Here is a 23,046-nt window from a genome sequence, read left to right on the forward strand (position 1 = left end):
CGGGTACACGGGTCGGCGGCCTCCTGGCGCCCCCTCTTCGGGAGCGGCGGCGCGGAACGCCGGGCTAGTCGCGCGGCGGCAGGTCGCGCGCGGGCTGGCCGACGTAGAGCTGCTGCGGACGGCCGATCTTCGTGGCCCGGTCCTCGTTCATCTCGCGCCAGTGCGCGATCCAGCCGGGCAGGCGCCCGATGGTGAACAGCGCCGTGAACATGCGCGTGGGGAAGCCCATCGCCTTATAGATGACGCCCGTGTAGAAGTCCACGTTCGGGTAGAGCTTCCGCTCGATGAAGTAGTCGTCCGCGAGCGCGACCTGCTCGAGCTCCTTGGCGATGTCGAGCAGCGGGTCCTGGATCCCGAGGGCCGCGAGCACCTCGTCGGCGCTCTCCTTCACGAGCCGGGCGCGCGGGTCGAAGTTCTTGTAGACGCGGTGCCCGAAGCCCATGAGGCGGACGCCGTCCTCCTTGTTCTTCACGCGCTCCACGTAGCGGTCGACGCTCTCGCCGGAGTCGCGGATGCGGCCGAGCATGGCGAGCACCGCCTCGTTCGCGCCGCCGTGCAGCGGGCCGAAGAGCGCGCCGATGCCGGCCGAGACGGAGGAGAACATGTTCGCCTCGGTGGATCCGACGAGCCGCACGGTCGACGTCGACGCGTTCTGCTCGTGGTCCTCGTGCAGGATCAGCAGGCGCTCGAGCGCGCGGCTGACGACGGGATCGACCTCGTAGCGTTCCGCGTTGTTGCCGAAGTTCAGGCGGAGGAAGTTGTCGACGAAGGACAGCGAGTTGTCCGGGTAGAGGAATGCCTGGCCGAGGCTCTTCTTGTGGGCGTACGCCGCGATGACCGGCAGCTTCGCCAGCAGGCGCAGCGTCGAGATCTCGACCTGCTCGGGGTCGTGGACGCTGAGCGAGTCCTCGTAGTAGGTGGAGAGGGCGGAGACCGCGCTCGACAGCACCGACATGGGGTGCGCGTTGGTCGGCAGCGCGCGGAAGAGGCCCTTGAAGTCCTCGTGCAGGAGCGTGTGGCGGCGGATGTCGTCCTCGAACCCCGCGAGCTCGTCGCTCGTGGGCAGCTCGCCGTGGATGAGGAGCCAGGCCACCTCGAGGTAGCTCGACTGGCGAGCGAGCTGCTCGATCGGGTAGCCGCGGTAGCGCAGGATCCCCTGCTCGCCGTCGATGTAGGTGATGGCCGAGCGGGTCGACGCGGTGTTGACGAAGCCGTTGTCGAGCGTCGTGAGGCCCGTCTTCTTCGTGAGCGCCGAGATGTCGATGCTGGACGCGCCCTCGACCGCGGGGAGGATGGGGAACTCCACCCGGCCGCCGGGGTACGTCAGGGTCGCCGTGGGCTTCTCGTCCGCCTTCGGCCGGTCGTCCGCCTGCTGCCCGCCATCGGTCACGGCGCCTCCTCGAGTCTGGGGTGGATGGCCCGGGGGGATGCGCGCCGCAGGACGCTCGTGGCGCCGTCGCGGCGTCGGGATCCGAGCCGACTACAGCCTAAAGGGCCGACCGGGACACTGTCGCCTCCGCCAGCATCCGGCCGGATCCGTTGGAGGTCGTGCTACGCGGTGGAGGAGTCGCGGAGCCGGGCCGCCGCCGCCTGGATCCGCTCGTCCGTCGCCGTGAGCGACAGGCGCACGTGCGCGGGCGAGGCGTCGCCGTAGAACGGGCCGGGACCCGCGAGGATCCCGAGGTCGGCGAGCTGGGCGATCCCCTCCCAGGCGTCCTGCCCGCGGGTCGCCCAGAGGTAGAGGCCGGCCTCACTGCGGTCGATGCGCCAGCCGGCGTCCTCGAGCGCGGGGCGCAGCACGTCGCGCCGGGCGCGGTACAGCTCGCGCTGGGCGCGCACGTGCTCGTCGTCGCCGAGCGCCACGGTCATGGCGTGCTGGAGCGGCGCGGGCGGGAGGAGGCCCGCGTGCTTGCGGACGCGGATCAGCCGGGCGATGAGGTCCCGGTCGCCCGCGACGAGCGCGGCCCGGTAGCCCGCGAGGTTCGACTGCTTGCTCAGCGAGTAGAGCGCGAGCACGCCCGCGTGGTCGTCGCCGACGACGCGCGCGTCGAGGATCGACGGCGTCGGGCCCGAGGCCCACTCGCCCTCCCAGCCGAGCTCGGCGTAGCACTCGTCGCTCGCGATCACGGCGCCGAGCTCGCGGGCGCGGGAGACGGCGGCGCGCAGCTCGTCGACCCCGAGCACGCGGCCGTCCGGGTTGCCCGGCGAGTTCAGCCAGACGAGGCGGGTGTGCGCGGGCCAGTCGGCCGGGTCGTCCGCGGGCACGGACTCGGCGCCCGCGAGGGCCGCGCCGATCGCGTAGGTCGGGTAGGACACGCGCGGGTGCACGACCGCGTCGCCCTCGCCGAGGCCCAGCATGAACGGCAGCCAGGCCACCATCTCCTTGGAGCCGATGGTCGGCAGCACCTGGTCGGTGCCGAGGGTCGCGTTCCGGCGCCGCGCGTGCCAGTCGACCATGGCCTGCCGGAGCTCCGGCGTGCCGACCGTGGTCGGGTACGCGTGCGCGTCGGTCGCCCAGGCGAGCGCGTCGCGGATGAGCGGCGGGGTCGGATCCACGGGCGACCCGATGCTGAGGTCGACGATCTCGTCGGCGTGCCGCCGGGCCCGCTCGGCGTAGGGCGCCATCTGGTCCCAGGGGTAGTCGGGGAGCTCGCCGAGGGCCACCCGCGTCAGCCGTTCTGGACGGGGAGGGCCGCGATGACGGGGTGGTCGCCCGCGGTGACGCCGACCTTGGTCGCGCCGCCGGGGGATCCCATCTCGGCGAAGAACTCGACGTTGGCCGTGTAGTAGTCCGACCACTTCTCGGGCAGGTCGTCCTCGTAGTAGATCGCCTCGACCGGGCACACCGGCTCGCAGGCGCCGCAGTCCACGCACTCGTCCGGGTGGATGTACAGCGACCGCTCGCCCTCGTAGATGCAGTCGACCGGGCACTCGTCGATGCAGGCGCGGTCCTTGACGTCGACACAGGGCAGGGCGATGACGTAGGTCACTTCGAGCGGGTCCTTCCGGGAGCGGTGCGGCCCGACGAGTCTACGCGGGCCGCGAGCCCGTCCCGGCCGGGGCCGGGGCGGCGGATCCCGCGGCGTCGGCGGCATCGGGGCGGGCGGCGGCGTCGGACGCGCGCGCGGAGAACCGCGGCCACACGACGACCGCCGCGACGAGGATAGCGGGCGCGACCGCCCACACCTGGCTCATCGCGTCGTCGGGGAACAGCACGGATCCGCTCGGCCCGCGCGTGCCGAGCACCGCCACCGCCGCGACCACGCCGAGCCCGAGGCAGAGCGCGTGCAGGCGGTCGACGAGGAGCAGGCGGAACGCGACCAGCAGGCACGCGAGCGTCGCGAGCGCGAGCACGAGGCCGACCGGCAGCGCGATCCCGCCCACCGGCAGCGTCGCGCGGTGGGCGGCCGTGCCGACCGCGCCCACCAGCAAGCCGAGCGCGAGAGACGCGACCGCCGTGCCCACGCGCTGCACGCCGCGCGGGGGCCGCGGCGTCCCGTCGTCCGACGCGGCGCCGGCGGGCCGATGGAGGCGGAACAGCTCGACGGCCGCGATGGGCTCGCCGATCCCGTGCGAGAGCGCGAACTGGTCGCCGTCGACGACGACCTGCGTGCGGTGGGAGGCGATGGCCCGGGTCTTCGCGTCGAGCGCCTCCGCGACGTCGACCTCGACGTCCGCCGCGTCGTCGGGCAGCACGAGCATGCCGGCGGGCCGCGGATCCGGCGCGGGGAACCGGCCGCGCGCGGCGACGAGCTCGTGGGCCTGGCGGGCCGAGGACTCCGTCGTGGTGATGAGGTACGCGGGGATCCCCGCCTCCTCGGCCGCCCAGGTCGCGATGACGTGCGTGCGCTTGTGGTCCGGGTGGCCGTAGCCGCCGTGGTCGTCGTACGTGACGACGCTCGTGGCGTCGACGTCGGCGATGACCGCGAGCACGTCGCGCGCCTCGTCGGCCTCGTCGCCCGCGCACAGCGAGTCGGGATCCAGCGGGCGCAGCGCCACGGGCACGCCGTCGTCGCCCCACTCCATGCCCGAGTCGACGTAGCGACGCGCCTCGAGGCCGCGCCAGCGCGCGTCGGGATCGCCGAGGAAGCGGTGGTCGGTGACGCCGAGGGCGGCCATGGCGTCGGCCAGCTCGGTCTCGCGGTGGTCGGCGAGCGCGCGCAGGTCGCCCTCCAGATGGCGGAGCTCCTCGGGGATCACGTCCCCGCGCTCCCCGCGCGTGCAGGTGAGGACCGTGACCGGCACACCATCGCGCACCAGCTTCGCGATGGTGCCGCCCGTGACGATGCTCTCGTCGTCGGGGTGGGCGTGCACGAACACGACGTGCTCGCGCTCGGGACGGGCGGTGCGGGCGGCCCGATCGGGGCGTCGGGACGTGCCGGTGGTCATCCGGCGATCCTAGCCGCGGGCCGCGGCCCGCTCCCTGGGCGCTCCCCCGGGACGATTGACTGGACGCGCTCCCGCCCCCGCGCTACTGTGCACGAGGTAAGGCGAGCCTCACCTACATTTCCCCATCATCAGCAATAGGGCGCGTCCCGTCGCGCCCTCCGCCCGGAGAGGCGCACGCGTGTTCGCGAACTACCTGATCGGCCTGCGCGAGGGCCTCGAGGCCGCCCTGGTCGTGACCATCCTCATCGCCTACGTCGTCAAGATCGGCCGCCGCGACGTGCTCGGTCGGCTCTGGCTCGGCGTCGGGCTCGCGGTCCTCCTCGCCCTGTCCGTCGGCGCGATCCTCACCTACGGCGCCTACGGCCTCACGTTCGAGGCGCAGGAGGCCATCGGCGGATCCCTCTCCATCGTCGCCACGGGCCTCGTCACGTGGATGGTGTTCTGGATGCTCCGCACCGCGAAGGACATGCGCTCCGACCTGCAGGGCGCCGTCGACCGGGCGATCGCGGGCGCCGCGTGGGGCCTCGTCGCCGTCGCCTTCCTCGCCGTCGGCCGCGAGGGGATCGAGACGGCCCTGTTCCTCTGGTCGGCCGTGCAGGCCACGGGCGCCACCACCATGCCGCTCGTCGGCGCGGGCCTCGGGCTCGTCACCGCGGTCGCGCTCGGGTGGCTCGTCTACCGCGGGGTGCTCCGCATCGACCTCGCGCGCTTCTTCACCTGGACGGGCGCGCTCCTCATCGTCGTGGCCGGCGGCGTGCTCGCGTACGGCGTGCACGACCTGCAGGAGGCGGGGATCCTGCCCGGCATCGGCGCGCTCGCGTTCGACGTCTCCGGCGCCGTCCCGCTCGGGTCCTGGTACGGCACGCTCCTCAAGGGCACCGTCAACTTCTCCCCCGCCACCACGTGGCTCGAGGCGATCACGTGGGCGCTGTACGTCGTGCCGACGCTCGCCACCTACCTGACGCTCGCGCGTCGCGGACGACGAGCGCGCCCGGCGCCCGCCGCCGCCGCTCCCGTCGCCGACCCGGCGCGCGTCGCCGACGCGACCGCCGCCCGCTGACCCGGCGGCCAGCCGCCCCTCCGTCTCTCCCCCTCCATCCACCGCCCGGCCCCGCCGGCCAGCTCCCCCGAGGTCCCATGAAGCGCTCCACCCTCCCCGCCGCCGCGCTGCTCGCCGGCGCCGCCCTCGCCCTCTCGGGCTGCGTCGCGAACACCCCGACCGGATCCGCCGCCGACGGCGCCGCCTCCGCGGACCCCGGCGTCACGCAGCTCACGGTCGACAGCTCCGCCGACGCGTGCACCGTCTCCGCCGCGACCGCCCCCAGCGGCACGGTCTCGTTCCACGTCACGAACTCCACCGACCAGGTGACCGAGTTCTACCTGCTCGCGGAGGACGGCCTCCGCATCGTGGGCGAGGTCGAGAACGTGAGCCCCGGGATCGAGCGCGACCTCGTGGTCACCGCCCAGCCCGGCAGCTACTACACCGTCTGCAAGCCCGGCATGGTGGGCGACGGCGTGGGCCGGACGCCCTTCACCGTCACGGGCGACCAGGTCGCGCTCGCGGGCGACGCCGAGCAGCAGGGCCAGGACGCGGCGGCCGCGTACCTCGCCTACGTGAAGGACCAGGTCGGCCGTCTCCTCCCCGCCACGCAGGAGTTCGCCGACGCGTACCTCGCGGGCGACGACGACAGGGCCCGCGCGCTCTACCCCACGGCGCGCTCGTACTACGAGCGCGTCGAGCCCGTCGCGGAGTCGTTCGGCGACCTCGACCCGGAGATCGACTTCCGCGAGGCCGACGTCGAGCCCGGCACCGAGTGGACCGGGTGGCACCGGATCGAGAAGGACCTCTGGCAGCCCTCGCCCGACGCGAACGGCGGCGACGTCTACACGCCGCTCGGCGCCGCGGATCGCGCGCACTTCGCGCAGGAGCTGACCGCGGACACGCAGAGGCTCTACGACGCGGTACACGCGGACGGCTTCTCGGTCGACATCTCCACGGTCTCCAACGGCGCCGTCGGGCTGATGGACGAGGTCGCCTCCGGCAAGATCACCGGCGAGGAGGAGATCTGGTCGCACACCGACCTCTGGGACTTCCAGGCCAACCTCGAGGGCGCGCGCGTCGCCTACGAGGGCGTCCGCGACATCGTCGCGCCCAAGGACCCGCAGCTCGTGGCCACGCTCGACGCGCAGTTCGCCTCCCTGGAGGAGGACCTCGCCGCGTACGGATCCCTCGAGAAGGGCTTCACGACCTACGACCGCCTCACCAAGGACCAGGTCAAGGGCCTCGCGGACGGCGTGAACGCGCTCGCCGAGCCGCTGTCGAAGCTCACCGGCGCGCTCGTCGGCTGATGACGGACCACGATTCCACGGCGGCCGGCGACACGGCGGCAGCAGCAGCAGCAGCAGCAGCCGAGGCTCCCGCCGGCATCTCCCGCCGCGGGATCCTCGGCCTCCTCGGCGCGGGCGCGCTCGGCGGCGGCCTGGTCGGCTCCGCGGGCGGGGTGATGGCCGACCGCGCCTTCGCGGGCGCCCGGCAGGCCGCGGGCGGCGCGACCTACGCGTTCCACGGGGCGCACCAGGCGGGGATCACGACCCCCGCCCAGGACCGCCTGCACTTCGCCGCCTTCGACGTCGCCGACATCGACCGCGCGGGCCTCGTCTCGCTCCTCCAGGACTGGAGCGCCGCGGCCGCGCGCATGACGGCCGGCGGATCCGCGGGCGCGCTCGGCGCCGTCGACGGCCCCTACGACTCCCCGCCCGACGACACGGGCGAGGCGCTCGACCTGCCGCCCGCCGGCCTCACCATCACGTTCGGCCTCGGCCCGTCGCTGTTCACGACCGCCGACGGCGTCGATCGCTTCGGCATCGCCGACCGCCGCCCCGCCGCGCTCGTCGACCTGCCGCGCTTCCCGGGCGAGGCCCTGGTCGCCCAGGCGACGGGCGGCGACCTCTGCGTCCAGGCGTGCAGCGACGACCCGCAGGTGGCGGTGCACGCGATCCGCAACCTGTCGCGCATCGCGTTCGGCCGGGCCTCCATCCGGTGGTCGCAGCTCGGCTTCGGCCGCACCTCGTCGACCAGCCGCGCGCAGGTCACGCCGCGGAACCTCTTCGGCTTCAAGGACGGCACCGCGAACATCAAGTCGGAGGACACGCGCCAGGTCGAGGACCACGTCTGGGCCGACGCGGGGTCCTCCCCCGCCGAGGCGTGGATGCAGGGCGGCTCCTACCTCGTGGCCCGCCGGATCCGGATGACCATCGAGACCTGGGACCGCTCGTCGCTCCGCGAGCAGGAGCGCGTGGTCGGCCGCACGAAGGGATCCGGCGCGCCCTTGAGCGGCGGCCAGGAGCACACGGCTCCCGACTTCTCCGCCACCGGCCGCGCGGGCGCGCCGCTCATCGAGCCGGCATCGCACGTGCGCCTCGCGCACCCGGACGCGAACGGCGGCGCGGTGCTCCTGCGCCGCGGCTACAACTTCGTCGACGGCAACGACGACCTGGGGCGCCTGAACGCCGGCCTGTTCTTCCTGGCGTTCCAGCGGGATCCGCGGACGCAGTTCATCCCCATCCAGCGGAGCCTCGCCCGGGACGCGATGAACGAGTACCTGCGGCACGTGGGGAGCGGGATCTGGGCGGTGCCGCCGGGGGCCTCGCGCGCCGGCTACGTCGGGGAGACGCTCTTCGCGTCCTGATCCGACGCGCACCGTCGGGCGGGGGCTCGGTCCGCGGGTCTCAGCCCGCGGGCATCACCACGTACGTGGCGACCGGGGATCCGAGGTCCGCCGACACCGTGACGATGACGGAGTACGCGTCGGTCGTGAACCGCCCGTAGCCGCTCTGCGCGTCGCTCGCCACGTCGCTCGAGGCGTAGCCGGCGGCCTCGAGCCGCGCCTGCGCGTCCGCGAACCCGCCCTCGACGTCCGGCACGGCGACCTGCGCCACCCAGCCGGCGCCCTCGGGGGCGGCTCCCCCGCCGAGCAGCTTGCCCTCGGCGAAGGGCACGGCGTCCGTCGGGAACGAGGGCGGGACGTGGCCGTCCGTGGACACCTGCACCTTGCCGAGCGTGTCGCCGATCACGTCCTCGACGCTGTGCCGCACCTGCTTCGCGCCCTCGTGGGCGGCGTCGCGGACGACCTCGCCGACCTCGCTGCATCCGGCGAGCACGAGGCCGGGAACGAGGACGAGCCCGACCACCAGCCCCCTCCTGCGGAGGGACCGGGCGGACGGGCTCGTCGGGGTCACGCGGCGCTACGCGTTCTGCTTCTTCAGTCGCGACGTCTTGCGCTGTCGGGCGTTGGCGTCGAGCTCGACCTTGCGGATCCGCACGAACTCGGGCGTGACCTCCACGCACTCGTCCTCGCGGGCGAACTCGAGGCACTCCTCGAGCGTGAGCCGCCGCGAGGGCGTCATGCGCTCGAAGGAGTCGGAGGTGGACTGACGCATGTTGGTCAGCTGCTTCTCCTTGGTGATGTTCACGTCCATGTCGTCGGCGCGCGAGTTCTCACCGACGACCATGCCCTCGTAGACCTCCTGAGTCGGCTCCACGAAGAACGACATGCGCTCCTGCAGGGCGACCATGGCGAAGGGGGTGGCGACGCCCGCGCGGTCGGCGACGATCGAGCCGTTGACGCGGGTCGTGATCTCGCCCGCCCACTGCTCGTAGCCGTGCGACACGGCGTTGGCGATGCCCGCGCCGCGCGTGATGGTGAGGAACTCCGTGCGGAAGCCGATGAGGCCGCGGGACGGGACGACGAACTCCATGCGGACCCAGCCGGTGCCGTGGTTCGCCATGCCCTCCATGCGGCCCTTGCGGGCGGCGAGGAGCTGCGTGATCGCGCCGAGGTACTCCTCGGGCGAGTCGATCGTGAGGTGCTCGAAGGGCTCGTGCACCTTGCCGTCGACCTGCTTGACGACCACCTGCGGCTTGCCGACGGTGAGCTCGAAGCCCTCGCGGCGCATCTGCTCCACGAGGATCGCGAGCGCGAGCTCGCCGCGGCCCTGGACCTCCCAGGCGTCCGGGCGGCCGATGTCGACCAGCTTGATGGACACGTTGCCGATGAGCTCGCGGTCGAGGCGGTCCTTGACCATGCGGGCGGTGAGCTTGTGGCCCTTGACCTTGCCGATGAGCGGGCTGGTGTTGGTGCCGATGGTCATCGAGATGGCCGGGTCGTCCACCGTGATGGTGGGCAGCGGGCGGACGTCCTCCGGGTCGGCGAGGGTCTCGCCGATGGTGATGTCCTCGATGCCGGCGACGGCGACGATGTCGCCGGGGCCCGCGGACTCGGTCGGGAAGCGGTCGAGCGCCTTCGTGATGAGGAGCTCGGTGATCTTCACGTTCTTGACGGTGCCGTCGTGCTTGACCCAGGCGACCTGCTGGCCCTTCTTGATCGTGCCGTTGAAGACGCGGAGGAGGGCGAGGCGGCCGAGGAAGGGGGACGCGTCGAGGTTGGTGACGTGGGCCTGCAGCGGGTGCTGGTCGTCGTAGGTGGGCGCTGGGACGTGGTCGAGGATCGCCTTGAAGAGGGGCTCGAGGTCGTCGTTGTCGGGCAGCTCGCCGTTGGCGGGCTTGTTGTCGCTCGCGGCGCCGTTGCGGCCGGACGCGTAGACGACGGGCACGTCGAGGATCGCGTCGAGGTCGAGGTCCGGGTGCTCGTCCGACATGTCGGAGGCGAGGCCGAGGAGGAGGTCCTGGCTCTCGGCCACGACCTCGTCGATGCGCGCGTCGGGGCGGTCGGTCTTGTTGACCAGGAGGATCACGGGCAGCTTCGCCTCGAGCGCCTTACGGAGCACGAAGCGCGTCTGGGGCAGCGGGCCCTCCGACGCGTCCACGAGGAGCACGACGCCGTCGACCATGGACAGGCCGCGCTCGACCTCGCCGCCGAAGTCGGCGTGGCCCGGGGTGTCGATCACGTTGATGACGATGGGCGTGCCGTCCGCGTGCTTCCCGTTGTAGAGCACCGCGGTGTTCTTCGCGAGGATCGTGATGCCCTTCTCGCGCTCGAGGTCGTTCGAGTCCATCATCCGGTCCTCGCCCTCGAAGTGGGCGTCGAACGAGTTCGTCTGCTTGAGCATGGCGTCGACCAGGGTCGTCTTGCCGTGGTCCACGTGGGCCACGATGGCCACATTGCGGAGGTCGTTGCGCGCGACTAGCGCCATAGTGCTGTCCTTCAGTGGAGAGGGTGCCGGCCTTGTCATCAAGGGAGGAGGGCGAAGAGCCGCCGTCTGCTATTCCCAGCGACCTACAGCCTACCGTGCCGATGCAAGCCGGGCTCAGGGAGCGTCGGGAGACAGGTTCCAGCGCCAGGCGTCGTCGAGGATCCCGGCCTGGTGCGGCGACACCTGCACGCCGCCGACCCCGTCGCGCATGGCCGCGAGGGAGGGCAGCTGGTAGAGCGGGAGGCCCGCGCGATCGCCGTACATGCGGCGGTCCAGGCGCAGGAGCAGCTCGTCGCGCGCGTCCTCGTCCTCCGTGCGGCTGAGCGAGGCGAAGAGGGACGCGACGTCGGGGTCGACCGTCGCCTGGCCGTCGCGGGCGTCGGCGCGGGCCTCGTGCGCGGCGCGGATCCCGGCGACGGACGGGTAGGCGTCCTCGGAGGAGAGGAGCGCGACGTCGTAGGCGCCCGGCTGGTCGAGCACGCTCTCCCACTGCGGGGTCGAGCAGTCCGTGACGACGAAGCCGGCCTTCTCGGCGGAGTCGCGGATGGCGTCGAACGCGGCCACGCGGCGGGGGTCGGCCGGGTCGAAGAGCACGCAGACCTCGGGAGCCGTGCGGCCGACCGACGCGAGCAGCTGCCGCGCCTCGTCGAGGTCGACGTCGTCGAACCGGCTGGACCCGTTCGCCCGCACCTGGTCGGCGTACCCGTCCGTCCCAGGGGCGAGCACGAAGGAGTCGCGCGTCGCGGCGTCGGGATCCGCCGGCAGCGCCGCTGCCCGCACGATCGCGTCGCGCGGGACGGTGGAGAGGAAGGCGGTGCGGACCGCGGCGTCCGACATGGCCGGGTTCCGTGCCCCGAGGGTCTGGAGGTCGAGCCGCTCCCAGGTGTCGGAGGATCCCCGGACCACGTCCACGCCGTCCATCCCCGCCAGCGCGTCGGCCACCTCGGCGTCGGCCGGGGGCGCGATGACGTCCACATCGCCCGCTCGCAGCGCGGCGACGGCGGCGTCCGGGTCCTCGATCGTGGACACCACGATGCGCTCGACCGACGGCCGGTGCAGACCCGTGTAGAAGCGGTTGGCGCGCAGCGTGATGGAGGTGCCCGGATCGATGGACTCGATGGCGTACGGGCCCGAGCCCACGGCCCGGTCCGGGTGCGCGGCGATCTCCGCCACGCCGAACCCGCGGTTCCACGCGTCGGAGATGGGCGAGAGGAGGTCGGGCTCGCGATCCTGCACGGCGTCCACGAGGGTCTGCTTCGCGCGGCCCGGGCTCGACATGTCGAGCGCGAGCTGCACCACCGCGTGCGCAGGCAGGCCCACCTCGAACGCGAGGCGCCAGTCCGGCGTGTACTCGTCGAAGACCATGGTGATCGACCGGCCGCCGTCCCCGATCTCCGGCGTCCGGGTGACGTGCGTCAGCGCCTCGTCGGCGGCGGCGTCGAAGAAGACGGTCTGCTCGGGCAGCGGCCCCGTGTAGCCGCCCGTCGTCTCGTCGACGTACCCGGACGGGTCGAACCCGGGGGTGTCGAGCGCGCCGGATCCGGCGGCCCACGCGAGCAGGAGGTCGGCCGCGTCCACGGGCTCGCCGTCGGACCAGCGGACGCCCTCCGCGACGGTGTACGCGACGGTGAACGGGTCGCGCGAGACGATCCGGGCGGACCCGTAGCCCGGGTCCGCGGCGACGGTGCCGTCGGCGGCGACCTCGGAGAACCGCGAGTTCGTGGCGTGCACGATCTCCTCGTTGCCCGGGGTGCCGCCCGTGCGCGACGCCGCGTTGTAGGACGTGAAGGTGGTGGGGACCGCGGCGCGGATCTGCGTGTCGGCGACGATGCCGGTGGTCGGCGAGCACGCGGCGAGGCCGGCGACGAGCGCCAGCGCGACGGTGACGGAGACACCGCGGACGGCCCGGCGGATCCCTCGCGGGCGCCCGGCTCGTACGGCCCCGGGGCCTCGCGTGTCGCTGTCCATCGCCGTCGATCCTACGCGAGCGGCGCGACGAGGCCCGCCGCCCGCGCGCCCCCGCGAGGGGGTGCGTCGGACGGCGGGCCGGGTCGTGCGGGCGCGGATCAGGCGGCGGGCGGCTGCTGGTCGCGCAGCGCCTCTCGGAGCTGGCGGCGCTCCTTCTGCTGGTCGGGATCCGGCAGCGGCACCGCGGCGATGAGCTTCTGCGTGTACGGGTGCTGCGGGTTCCGGAGGATCGACTCGGTCGGCCCCTGCTCGACGATCTTGCCGTGGTTCATCACGACGATGCGGTCGGCGAGGAGGTCGACCACCGCGAGGTCGTGGCTGACGAACAGGCACGCGAACTGGAGCTCCTTCTGGATCTCCTGCAGCAGCTGGAGGACGCGGGCCTGCACCGACACGTCGAGCGCCGAGGTGGGCTCGTCGGCGACGAGCACCTTGGGCCGGAGCGCGAGCGCCCGGGCGATGCCGACGCGCTGGCGCTGGCCGCCGGAGAGCTCGTTCGGGTAGCGGTTGCGGAAGCTGCGCGGCAGCTCCACCTGCTCGAGCAGCTCCTCGACGCGGTCGCTCTGCTGCTTCTTCGAGAACTGCCCCGAGAGCTCGAGCGGCTCGCCGATGCTCTGGCCGATGGGCCAGCGCGGGTTCAGCGAGGAGCCCGGGTCCTGGAACACGATGCCGATCTCGCGGCGGACGGCGCGCAGGTCCTTCGCCGAGATGCCGGTCATGCGGCGGCCCGCGACCGTGAGCTCGCCGCCCGCGACGGGGAGGAGCCCCACCGCTGCACGCGCGATGGTGGTCTTGCCGGATCCCGACTCTCCCACGACGCCGACGACCTCGCCGGGGTGGATGTCGAACGACGCGCCCGTGACCGCCCGGAACGCCGGCACGCGGCCGAGCTTCGGGTAGTCGATGTCCACCTCCTTGAGGGAGATGGCGGGCTCGGTGGTGCGCTCGGCGATCTCGACGTGCGTGGCCTCGCCCGTGCCGAGGTGCGGCACCGACGCGAGCAGCTGCTTCGTGTACGGGTCCTTCGGCGACTGGAAGATCTCGCGCACCGAGCCGCGCTCGACGATGCGCCCGCTCTTCATCACGATGACGTTGGTCGCGAGGTCGGCCACCACGCCCATGTCGTGCGTGATGATGACGATCGCGCTGTTGAGGCGCTGGTGGAGCTTCCGGAGGAGGTCGAGGATCTCGGCCTGGATCGTCACGTCGAGCGCCGTCGTGGGCTCGTCCGCGATGAGCATGTCCGGGTCGCACGAGAGCGACTGGGCGATCATCGCGCGCTGGCGCTGGCCGCCGGACAGCTGGTGCGGGTAGGAGTCGAACGCCTTCTCGGGGTCCGGCATCTCGACGAGCCTCAGCAGCTCGAGCGCGCGCACCTTGGCCGCCGACGGGATGATCGAGTTGTGGACCCGCAGGGCCTCCACGATCTGGAAGCCCACCGTGTAGACAGGGTTGAGCGCCGTCATCGGCTCCTGGAAGATCACGGCGATGTCGTTGCCGCGCGCCTTCCGGAGGGTCGCCTGGTCGGCGCCGACCATCTCGACGCCCTTGAGCTTCGCGCTCCCCCGGACCCGCCCGTTCTTCGGCAGGAGGCCGAGGAGCGACATGGAGCTGACCGACTTGCCCGAGCCGGACTCGCCGACGATCGCCAGCACCTCGCCCGGGTTGACCCGGTAGTCGATGTCGATGGCAGCCGGCGTCCACTCGTCTCCGACCCAGAAGTCGACGCCGAGGCCGGAGACCTCGAGGATGGGGACGATCGGGTCCGCCCCGTTCGCGTGAGCGCTCATGCTGCGGCCTCCTGGCTGCTGGGAGTGTGGGTGTCGAGGGGCGTGCGGGCGGGCCGTGGGACGATGAGGCCATGGATCAGCCCGTCGTCATCCGCCCGTCGTTCGGACGCCTGCTGACCGTGATCGTCTCGACGATCGCGGTCCTGGTGCTCGTGAGCACCGTGGTCGGGGGTCGGGCCGACCTCCTGCCGACGGCGGTGTGGGGCCCGGTGATGCTGGCCTACGCGTCGTGGCTCGTCTTCTGGCACCCGCGGGTGCGCATCGCGACCGAGGGCGTCGAGATCCGCAACGTCCTCCGCACGCACGAGATGTCGTGGCCCGCGATCCGCGAGGTCGACACCAAGTGGGCCCTGAACATCACGACCGCGCACGAGCGCGTCACGGCCTGGGCAGCTCCGGCGCCCGGCCGGCACTCGAATGCCTACATCACGACGCGCGACGAGAAGATCCAGCCGTACCTCAGCGCCATGATGCAGGACGCGCGCCGGGGCGACCTGCCCCGCACCGACTCGGGCGACGCCGCCACGGTGATCCGCCTTCGCCTGGCCGACCTCCGCGAAGCGGGCCACCTGGGCGGGCCGGTCGAGGAGGAAGCCCCACGCGTCCGCACGCACTGGGCGGAGATCGCCGTGCTCGCGGTGCTCATCGTCGCGACGGTGCTGACCGGTCTGCTCTGAGACCTGCCCGGCGGCCCGACCGCGGCTGAGCGGACGGGCCGTCTCGGCGACCGTCATCGGCCGTCCGTGCTGTCGGATGCCGGGCCGTCGGCGGGGCCGTCGGCCTGGGCGTCCGGTCGCGCGGACCCGACGGGCGGCGGGACCCGCACGCCCTCGGCGCCGGACCCGGTCGCCGGACCTGCGTCGCGGCGGTTCCGCCCGGTGAGCATCGCGAACATCTGCTTGTAGGGGCCCTGTCCGCCCGGCATGCGCCGCTGGCGCGGGTCGAACGCGTCGCGCAGCCCGTCGCCGATGAAGTTGATCGAGAGCGCGATGATGATGATGAACAGGCCCGGGAACCAGAACAGCCACGGCCGGGTCGCGAAGGCGCCCTGGTACTCGTTGATGATCTGGCCGAGCGAGACGTCGGGCTTCACGATGCCGAAGCCGAGGAACGACAGCGCGGCCTCGAGCAGGATGGCCGCGCTCATGAGCAGCGTCGTCGACACGATGACGACGCCGATCGCGTTCGGCAGGATGTGCCGGAACACGATGCGGCTGTTCGAAGCTCCGGCGACGCGCGCCGCGTCGACGAACTCCCGCTCGCGGAGGCTGAGGAACTCGCCGCGCACCAGGCGGGCGAGCGACGGCCAGCCGATGAGGCCGAGGACGATGCCGAGGACCACCGCGCCGAGTCCGCCGAAGGTGCGGCCGAGGACGGCCGCGATGACGATCACGGGGATCACGATGATCAGGTCGGTGAAGCGCATGAGCAGGGAGTCGATGCGGCCGCGGAAGAAGCCCGAGATGGCGCCGACGACGATGCCGATGAACGCGGCGATGATCCCGTAGAGCACCATCACGACGATGGACTGCTGCGTGCCGCGCATGACGCGGGCGAAGATGTCGCGCCCGATCTCGTCCTGGCCGAAGGGGTGGACGCCGAACTGGAACGGCAGGGTCCACGTGGGGTTGCCGCCGTTGACGATGGGTGCGACGTCCTCGTAGTTCCACAGCCACCAGCCGGGGATGCGGAATCCGAAGACCTGGATGCCGACGGACGAGTACACGAGGATCGCCATCAGCGCCAGGACCACGAGCGCGGTCATGGCGCCCTTGTGGCGCAGGAACCGGCGGCGGACGACGGTGCCCTGGCTGAGGCCCTCGACCTCCCGCTGCTCGATGGTGAGCTCGGAGTTCACGCCGCCCTCGGGCAGGAGCGGGTCGTTGTGGGGGGCGTTGGGGTTCCCCATCAGCGAATTGGTCATGTGTCAGCTCACCCGGATTCGAGGATCGAGGACCGAGTACAGGATGTCGGCCAGCATGTTGAAGATGACGGTCAGGATGCTGGTGATCAGGATGAATCCCATCAGCGGGTTGAGGTCGGTCTTGTTCAGGGCCTCCTGGAACACCGATCCCATGCCCTTCCAGGCGAAGATCGTCTCCGTGATCACGGCACCGCCGATGAGGCCGCCGACGTCGAAGGCGATGACGGTGGCGACGGGGATCATCGCGTTGCGGAACGCGTGGCGCATGATCACGGTGCGCTCGGTCAGGCCCTTGGCCCGTGCGGTGCGCACGTAGTCCTGGTTCATCACCTCGAGGAGGCTCGCCCGCGAGTAGCGCGAGTAGCTCGCGACGGAGATGAGGAGGATCGCGATCGTGGGCAGGAGGAGGTGCGTGTAGCTGTCGAGCATGCCCTGCCAGATGGAGCCCTGGAGGCCCGGGGTGACGGCGCCGACGGTGGCGATGGGGCGACCGCGCGTGTTGGTCACGTAGTCCGGCCACACCTGCATGACGCGGTCGACGATGATCAGCAGCGCGACGAGCCCGCCGGTGATGCCGGCCCCGCGGGCGACGATGGGCTTGTCGTTCTGGCCGACGACGTAGCCGACGACCACGCCGATGACGGCGAAGGCGACGATGAGCACGATCGTGATCCACCAGGGCGCGGAGACCGTGAGCACGTACTGCAGCGGGTACCAGAGCGCGGCGCCCAGGACGGCCATGCCGAGGGCCGAGTAGAACGCACGGCGGTTGCGCAGCCCCGTCGACAGCGACGTGATGAGCACCGCGATGAGCGCACCGAGCGCGGCGATGAGCACGATGCCGAGACCGGGGCGCGCGAACCAGTCGGTGGCCAGCAGGTAGACCAGCACCGCCGCGGTGATGACCGTGGCGGACCCGAACACGATGAGGCGCGGCTTCGGGTCGCCGCCGATGATGCTCATCCAGACGAAGCCCGAGACGAGCGACAGGACGACGATGAGGACCGGCGGGATCGACGGGTTCACGAGGAAGTCGTTGAAGCCGATGGCGACGTACTGCTTGAGCAGCACGGCGACGAAGAAGATCGGCAGGGAGAAGAAGAGGAACGACGCGAAGGTGACCGTGTAGTCGTAGCCGCTGTACTGGCGGAGCGCGGTCGTCATGCCGATGGAGACGCCGATGAGCACGGCGATGATCGTCGCGATCGTCACGAGCTGGATGGTCTGGCCGGCGGCGTTGGCGATGAGGTCGTTGACCTCGCGCCCGTCGATGGCCTTGCCGAGGTCGATCTGGCCGATGAAGACCTTGAACACGCCGCCGAGCCACAGGAAGTAGCGCAGCGGCGACGGGACGTCGAGGTCGAGGAGGTCGGTCCGGGCGGCGATGAGCGCGTCGCGGTTGGGCGACGGGTTCTCGCGCAGGTCCCCGAGGGGATCGCCCGAGTTGGCCGCCAGGTTGTAGATGATGAAGCTAGCGCCCAGGAGGACGAAGAACGACGCGACGAGGCGTCTCAAGACGAAGGTAAGCACAGGGCGACGACGTCCCTTTCTGTGTTCGGCCAGGGCTCGTGACCCGACCCGACGAGAGCATACGCGGCCGGATCCGTGGATCACGAATCGGCAACGGACATGGAGAGGGTGCCGAGGCCAGGCGGCCTCGGCACCCTCGCACCCTCCCTCTCAGGGGACGGCGCTCACTGCTTCCGTGCTACTTGGCCGCGGCCTGCGCCGGTGCCCACTCCCAGTAGTTCCAGAAGTAGGTCGGCGACAGGAACGCCGGCTTGACGCCCGTGACGGTGTCGCTCCAGGCCGTGAGGCCCGGGAACTGGAAGATCGGGGTCGTCCAGCCCTGCTGCTGGATGAGGGTCTCGGCCTGGATGAGCAGATCGCGCTGCTTGTCCGTGTCGGTCTCCGTGTCCAGCTGCTTGAACAGCGAGTCGACCTCGGGGTTCGACCAGCCGTAGTAGTTGTTGATGCCGCCGGTCTGGTAGTTCGGACCGGACTCGCCGACCGCGAGGCTCGTGGACTGCCACCCGAAGAGGGCGATGTCGTACGAGTCGGTCTTGCTGGAGAGGTCGGCGCCCCACGTCGCGCTGTTCGAGTCGATGAGGTTGAAGCCGGCCTGGGCGGCCGACTGGCGCATGAGCTCGAACTCCTGCTGGCGACGGGTGTTGCCCTGGCCATAGAGGACTCGGGCGTCGATCGTGCCCGAGACGCCGGCCTTCGCGAGGTCCGCCTTGGCGCCCTCGATGTCGACCGCCTGGTCCTTGTAGCCGTTCTTCTCGACGGACGCCTCGTAGTTCGGCGTGCCGGGGACGAAGACGTTCGAGTTGCGGAGCTCCGCGTCCTCCTGCAGGGGCTTGATCAGCTTGTCGAGGATCTCCTCGCGCGGCAGCGTCTTGAAGAACGCCTGGCGGACGAGCTTGGCCTTCTCGGCGTCGCCGCCGTACTTCGCGGGGTCGAACGGGCCGCCGTTGGTGACCTGGAGGTCGACGTGCTCGTACGTGCCCTCGGCCTGGCCCTTGTACTCGATGCCGCTGAGTCCCTGGACCTGCTGGAGGAGGTCGGCCGTGGGCTGGCCGGACGCGATCTGGACCTCACCGTTGGAGAGGGCCTGGATCTGCGCCTGCGGGTCCGAGATGAAGCGGACCGTGATCTTCTCGTACTTCGGCTTCTTGTCGCCGGTGTACTCCTTGTTGGCCGTCAGGGTGATGTACTGGTCGGCCTTGAGGTCGGTGATCGTGTACGCGCCGTCGCTCAGGGTCTTCTGCGGCTCCGTCGGCATGTCCGAGTAGCGGTAGCCGTCGTTCCAGACCTTGGACACCGGGGCGAGGACCTTGGCGTCCTTGTCCTGGATGGCCGTGATGAGCTTCTTCTTGGCGTCCTCGGGCGAGAGGTTCTCGTCGGGGAACGCGAGCTGCGTGGTGCCGTGGGCGGAGACGCCGTTGCCGGTCGCGACCTCCCAGTCGACGTACGGCTGGTCGTACGTGTAGGTGAGGCTGCGGCCGTCGTCACCGATCTCGGGGGTCTTGGTGACCAGGCCGAGGCGGGTGTCCTTGACGGCGCCCGAGTTGAAGAACACCTGGTCGTCGCCGGTGGAGACCGTGCCGTCCTCGTTCGTCGTGACGTCCTCGGTCGTGTTCACGTTCGTCGTGTTCGCGGCCCAGTTGAGGAGCATGTCCGCGGCGTCGACGGGGGTGCCGTCGCTCCACTTGACGCCCTCGTTGATCGTGAACTTCACCACGAGCGGGTCGTCGGAGACCTTCTCGTAGGTGCCGAAGTCGGTGTTCTTGACGAGCGACGGGCCGTCGTCGTAGTAGTTGAAGGACTGGTTCGTCAGGTACACGATGTTCGTGTTGGCGCTGGCGTTGCCGGTCGCCGACCCGTTGTTGTACTCGAGGAACGGGTCGTTCCAGGCCACGGTGATCTCAGTGCCGGCGATGACCTCGGACTCCTGGGCGGGCGCAGAGCAGCCGCTGAGGACGAGGGCACCGGAGACGATTGCGACACCAGCCGCTGCGAGGCGTCTGATTTTCAAAGTTCCTCCTGTGCATGGGAATGGCGCGGACCCACCGTGCGTGCGGTCGACCGCGCAGATAAGAATGACCCTAGGTAGGGCTGGGAGTCTTTGCAAAAACTGGGCGCAAACGTTACATACCGGTAACGCGGACGCGCGGATCCGCGCGTCGGGGTCGGGATCCGTGCGCCAGGACGGGCGGGATCGCGCGTTCCCGCCGCCCTCCGCGACGGATCGAGTCGTCAGGGGCCGCACCGGCTACGTCCGGCCGCCGGGCGGCTCGGCAGGACCGCGCGCCTAGGATCGGCCCGTGCCCGACGCCCCCGCCCTCCCCCGCGCTCCCCGACCACCGCTGCGGCGAGCGCTGCGGACGCGGCTGCGATGGGAGATCGCGATCGTGCTCGGCCTGTCGCTCGGCGCGAGCGCCGTGTACTCGGTCCTGCGGATCGTCGACCTGTCGACGCGGCCGGAGGCGCTCGGGTCGCAGAGCGCCACGATCAACCGGAGCCTGAACGACCGCCAGGCGTTCGACCTGCTGTACCAGCTGCTCGAGATCGCGACCGCGCTCGTGCCCGTGGCCCTCGTGCTCTTCCTGCTGTGGCAGCCGGGGCGCAGCGCCTTCCGGCGGATCGGGCTCGACCTCGCGCGTCCCGGCCGCGACGTCGCCGCGGGGTTCGGGCTCGCCGCACTGATCGGGGTGCCGGGCCTCGGCCTGTACCTCGCCGGCCGCGCCCTCGGGATCACGGTGGACGTGGTGCCGACGGCGCTCGACTCGTACTGGTGGACCGTCCCCGTTCTGGTGCTCGTCGCCCTCCGCGCCGCGCTGCAGGAGGAGGTCATCGTGGTCGGCTACCTCTTCACGCGGCTCCGCGAGCTCGGCTGGGGTCGCGGGCGGCTCGGCATGTGGAGCGTCATCCTGACGGCGGCCGTGCTCCGCGGGAGCTACCACCTCTACCAGGGCTACGGGCCCTTCCTCGGGAACGTCGCGATGGGGGTCGTGTTCGGCTGGTGCTACGTGCGCTTCGGGCGGACGGCGCCGCTCGTGGTGGCCCACTTGATCCTCGACGTCGTGAGCTTCGTGGGCTACCCGGTGGCGCTGGCGCTCGCGCCCGGGCTCTTCGGCTGACGGGCGTCCGCGCGCCGACCGGGGCGCGACCCTGGCGCATCACCCGCGCCTGTGCCTAACCTGGGAACGCCGCACGACGAGGTGCGGCCGTATCTCGAGGAGATCCCATGGGCGACGCCGCTCATCCGACCGGGGACCCCCGGCCGGCAGTCGACTACCTGGAGGTCGAGGACTCGGCCCGGTTCCGGGAGCTGAAGCGCGCGCACCGCGGCTTCGTGTTCCCGCTCGCCGTGGCGTTCCTCGTCTGGTACTTCGCGTTCGTGCTCCTGTCGGACTACGCGCACGACTTCATGTCCACGCCCGTCATCGGGAACGTCAACCTCGGGATCCTGCTCGGGTTGGCCCAGTTCGTGACGACCTTCGCCATCACGACCTGGTACGTGAGCCGCGCGAACTCGCGCTTCGACCCCGTCGCCGCGGAGATCCGGGCCGACCTGGAGGAGCGGGAGCGCGTGGCGCTCCAGGGGCCGGGCCGGGCCACCCCGCCCACGCGCCGGAAGGGCGGCCGGCGATGAGCGCCGCGACGACGGCTGTGATGGCGACGACGCCCACCACCGACACGGGCGACCCCGTCCTCAACATCTCGATCTTCGGGGCGTTCGTGGTCATCACGCTCGTGATCGTGTTCCGGGCGAGCCGGAACAACTCGACGGCCGCCGACTACTACGCGGCCGGCCGCTCGTTCACCGGGCCGCAGAACGGCACGGCGATCGCGGGCGACTACCTCTCGGCGGCGTCGTTCCTCGGGATCGTCGGCGCCATCGCCATCAACGGGTACGACGGGTTCCTGTACTCGATCGGGTTCCTGGTCGCGTGGCTCGTGGCGCTGCTGCTCGTGGCCGAGCTCATGCGCAACACGGGCAAGTTCACGATGGCCGACGTGCTGAGCTTCCGGCTCAAGCAGCGGCCCGTGCGGCTCGCGGCGGCGACCACGACGCTCGCGGTCTGCTTCTTCTACCTGCTCGCGCAGATGGCGGGCGCGGGCGGGCTCGTCTCGCTGCTGCTCGGGATCGACGACCGGCTCGGGCAGTCGCTCGTGATCGCGGTCGTGGGCGCGCTCATGATCGTCTACGTGCTCGTCGGCGGGATGAAGGGCACGACCTGGGTGCAGATCATCAAGGCCTGCCTGCTCATCGCGGGCGCGGCCGTGATGACCGTGTGGGTACTCGCGATCCACGGGTTCAACGTGTCGGAGCTGCTGGGCGCGGCGGCCGCCGCGACCGACAAGCCCGTGCTCGAGCCGGGCAACCAGTACGGCCTCACCGGCATCACGAAGCTCGACTTCCTGTCGCTCGCCCTGGCGCTGGTGCTCGGGACGGCGGGCCTCCCCCACGTGCTCATGCGCTTCTACACGGTGCCGACCGCGAAGGAGGCCCGTCGCAGCGTCGTCTGGGCGATCTGGCTCATCGGGATCTTCTACCTCTTCACCCTGGTGCTCGGGTACGGCGCGGGTGCTCTGCTCGGGAGCGAGCGGATCCTCGCGGCTCCCGGCGGCGTGAACTCCGCGGCGCCGCTGCTGGCGCTCGAGCTCGGCGGGCCGATCCTGCTCGGGATCATCGCGGCGGTCGCGTTCGCGACGATCCTCGCGGTGGTCGCGGGGCTCACCATCACGGCGGCGGCCTCCTTCGCGCACGACGTGTACGGCAGCGTCATCAAGAAGGGGCAGGTCTCGGCGAACGGCGAGGTGCGGGTCGCGCGGATCACGGTGGTCGTGATCGGCATCGTCTCGATCATCGCGGGCATCGGCGCGAACGGGCAGAACGTCGCGTTCCTCGTGGCGCTCGCGTTCGCGGTGGCGGCGAGCGCGAACCTGCCGACGATCCTCTACTCCCTCTACTGGCGGCGCTTCTCCACCCGGGGCGCGGTGCTCAGCATGTACGGCGGGCTCGGGACGGCGCTCGTACTGATCGCGTTCTCGCCCGTGGTCTCGGGCGCCGAGACGTCGATGATCCCGGGGGCCGACTTCTCGTGGTTCCCGCTGAGCAACCCGGGGATCGTGTCGATCCCCGTCGGGTTCCTGCTCGGCTGGATCGGGACGGTGACCTCGACGCGCAAGGAGGACCCGCTCGTCGCGGCCGAGATGGACGTGCGGTCGCTGACCGGGCACGGCGCGGAGAAGGCGACGGAGCACTAGCGAGCCGCGTGCCGGCCGGAGACGCCGCGAGGGCGGCGGGACCCG

At 71.5% G+C, this 23,046-nt stretch carries 18 protein-coding genes; 7 read left to right on the forward strand and 11 right to left on the reverse strand.

From position 1 onward, the window contains the following. Positions 1-64: 64 nt before the first annotated feature. The 4 genes from CMN_RS10585 to CMN_RS10600 all read right to left on the reverse strand — a co-directional run bounded on the left by CMN_RS10585 (position 65) and on the right by CMN_RS10600 (position 4,389). A complete protein-coding gene (locus CMN_RS10585; protein ID WP_015490804.1) occupies positions 65-1,390 on the reverse strand; it encodes a citrate synthase in 1,326 nt (441 codons plus the stop codon). Positions 1,391-1,551: 161 nt separating this feature from the next. Continuing rightward, complete coding sequence (dapC, locus tag CMN_RS10590) at positions 1,552-2,664, reverse strand: succinyldiaminopimelate transaminase (RefSeq protein WP_015490805.1); 1,113 nt, start codon at positions 2,662-2,664, stop codon at positions 1,552-1,554. 5 nt (positions 2,665-2,669) lie between these two features. After that, positions 2,670-2,990, reverse strand: coding sequence for a ferredoxin (gene fdxA, locus CMN_RS10595; RefSeq protein WP_012038863.1), 321 nt, complete (start codon positions 2,988-2,990; stop codon positions 2,670-2,672). A gap of 40 nt (positions 2,991-3,030) precedes the next feature. After that, positions 3,031-4,389 carry a PIG-L family deacetylase gene (locus tag CMN_RS10600; protein ID WP_015490806.1) on the reverse strand — a complete coding sequence of 453 codons (1,359 nt, stop codon included), beginning with the start codon at positions 4,387-4,389 and terminating at the stop codon, positions 3,031-3,033. Positions 4,390-4,567: 178 nt separating this feature from the next. Here CMN_RS10600 and efeU point away from each other — a divergent pair, with 178 nt between their 5' ends. The 3 genes from efeU to efeB all read left to right on the forward strand — a co-directional run bounded on the left by efeU (position 4,568) and on the right by efeB (position 8,078). Continuing rightward, the gene (efeU, locus tag CMN_RS10605) at positions 4,568-5,449 is read left to right on the forward strand and encodes an iron uptake transporter permease EfeU (RefSeq protein WP_015490807.1); all 882 of its coding nucleotides are present in this window, start codon (positions 4,568-4,570) and stop codon (positions 5,447-5,449) included. Between the two features lie 77 nt (positions 5,450-5,526). After that, positions 5,527-6,738 (forward strand): iron uptake system protein EfeO, encoded by a 1,212-nt coding sequence (gene efeO / locus CMN_RS10610; RefSeq protein ID WP_015490808.1) that lies wholly within the window; start codon positions 5,527-5,529, stop codon positions 6,736-6,738. Further along, on the forward strand, positions 6,738-8,078 hold the full coding sequence (gene efeB / locus CMN_RS10615) for an iron uptake transporter deferrochelatase/peroxidase subunit (protein WP_015490809.1): 1,341 nt from the start codon (positions 6,738-6,740) through the stop codon (positions 8,076-8,078). The genes efeO and efeB overlap by 1 nt, the downstream gene beginning before the upstream one ends. A gap of 40 nt (positions 8,079-8,118) precedes the next feature. Here efeB and CMN_RS10620 read toward each other — a convergent pair whose 3' ends face one another. The 4 genes from CMN_RS10620 to CMN_RS10635 all read right to left on the reverse strand — a co-directional run bounded on the left by CMN_RS10620 (position 8,119) and on the right by CMN_RS10635 (position 14,300). Continuing rightward, complete coding sequence (locus tag CMN_RS10620; RefSeq protein WP_227077678.1) at positions 8,119-8,580, reverse strand: hypothetical protein; 462 nt, start codon at positions 8,578-8,580, stop codon at positions 8,119-8,121. Between the two features lie 54 nt (positions 8,581-8,634). Next, entirely contained in the window at positions 8,635-10,542 is a 1,908-nt protein-coding gene (gene typA, locus CMN_RS10625) for a translational GTPase TypA (RefSeq protein ID WP_015490811.1), read from the reverse strand. Between the two features lie 114 nt (positions 10,543-10,656). Next, positions 10,657-12,510: an ABC transporter family substrate-binding protein gene (locus CMN_RS10630; protein WP_015490812.1), complete on the reverse strand. Its 1,854-nt coding sequence runs from the start codon at positions 12,508-12,510 to the stop codon at positions 10,657-10,659. Between the two features lie 98 nt (positions 12,511-12,608). Continuing rightward, positions 12,609-14,300, reverse strand: coding sequence for an ABC transporter ATP-binding protein (locus CMN_RS10635; RefSeq protein ID WP_015490813.1), 1,692 nt, complete (start codon positions 14,298-14,300; stop codon positions 12,609-12,611). Between the two features lie 71 nt (positions 14,301-14,371). Here CMN_RS10635 and CMN_RS10640 point away from each other — a divergent pair, with 71 nt between their 5' ends. Then, positions 14,372-14,977, forward strand: a complete 606-nt coding sequence (locus CMN_RS10640) for a PH domain-containing protein (protein ID WP_015490814.1) — start codon at positions 14,372-14,374, stop codon at positions 14,975-14,977. 53 nt (positions 14,978-15,030) lie between these two features. Here CMN_RS10640 and CMN_RS10645 read toward each other — a convergent pair whose 3' ends face one another. From CMN_RS10645 to CMN_RS10655, 3 genes are all read right to left on the reverse strand, one after another. After that, positions 15,031-16,224: an ABC transporter permease gene (locus CMN_RS10645; RefSeq protein WP_015490815.1), complete on the reverse strand. Its 1,194-nt coding sequence runs from the start codon at positions 16,222-16,224 to the stop codon at positions 15,031-15,033. Between the two features lie 3 nt (positions 16,225-16,227). Then, positions 16,228-17,754 carry an ABC transporter permease gene (locus CMN_RS10650; RefSeq protein ID WP_015490816.1) on the reverse strand — a complete coding sequence of 509 codons (1,527 nt, stop codon included), beginning with the start codon at positions 17,752-17,754 and terminating at the stop codon, positions 16,228-16,230. A gap of 178 nt (positions 17,755-17,932) precedes the next feature. After that, entirely contained in the window at positions 17,933-19,762 is a 1,830-nt protein-coding gene (locus CMN_RS10655) for an ABC transporter family substrate-binding protein (RefSeq protein WP_015490817.1), read from the reverse strand. Between the two features lie 289 nt (positions 19,763-20,051). Between CMN_RS10655 and CMN_RS10660 the strand changes: the two genes are divergently transcribed. The 3 genes from CMN_RS10660 (at position 20,052) to CMN_RS10670 (ending at position 23,001) form a co-directional block, all read left to right on the forward strand. Continuing rightward, positions 20,052-20,867: a CPBP family intramembrane glutamic endopeptidase gene (locus CMN_RS10660; RefSeq protein ID WP_015490818.1), complete on the forward strand. Its 816-nt coding sequence runs from the start codon at positions 20,052-20,054 to the stop codon at positions 20,865-20,867. 107 nt (positions 20,868-20,974) lie between these two features. Then, positions 20,975-21,382 (forward strand): DUF485 domain-containing protein, encoded by a 408-nt coding sequence (locus CMN_RS10665; RefSeq protein ID WP_015490819.1) that lies wholly within the window; start codon positions 20,975-20,977, stop codon positions 21,380-21,382. Next, complete coding sequence (locus CMN_RS10670; protein ID WP_015490820.1) at positions 21,379-23,001, forward strand: monocarboxylic acid transporter; 1,623 nt, start codon at positions 21,379-21,381, stop codon at positions 22,999-23,001. The genes CMN_RS10665 and CMN_RS10670 overlap by 4 nt, the downstream gene beginning before the upstream one ends. Positions 23,002-23,046 lie beyond the last annotated feature (45 nt).

The sequence above is a fragment of the Clavibacter nebraskensis NCPPB 2581 genome (assembly GCF_000355695.1).
Classification (GTDB): domain Bacteria; phylum Actinomycetota; class Actinomycetes; order Actinomycetales; family Microbacteriaceae; genus Clavibacter; species Clavibacter nebraskensis.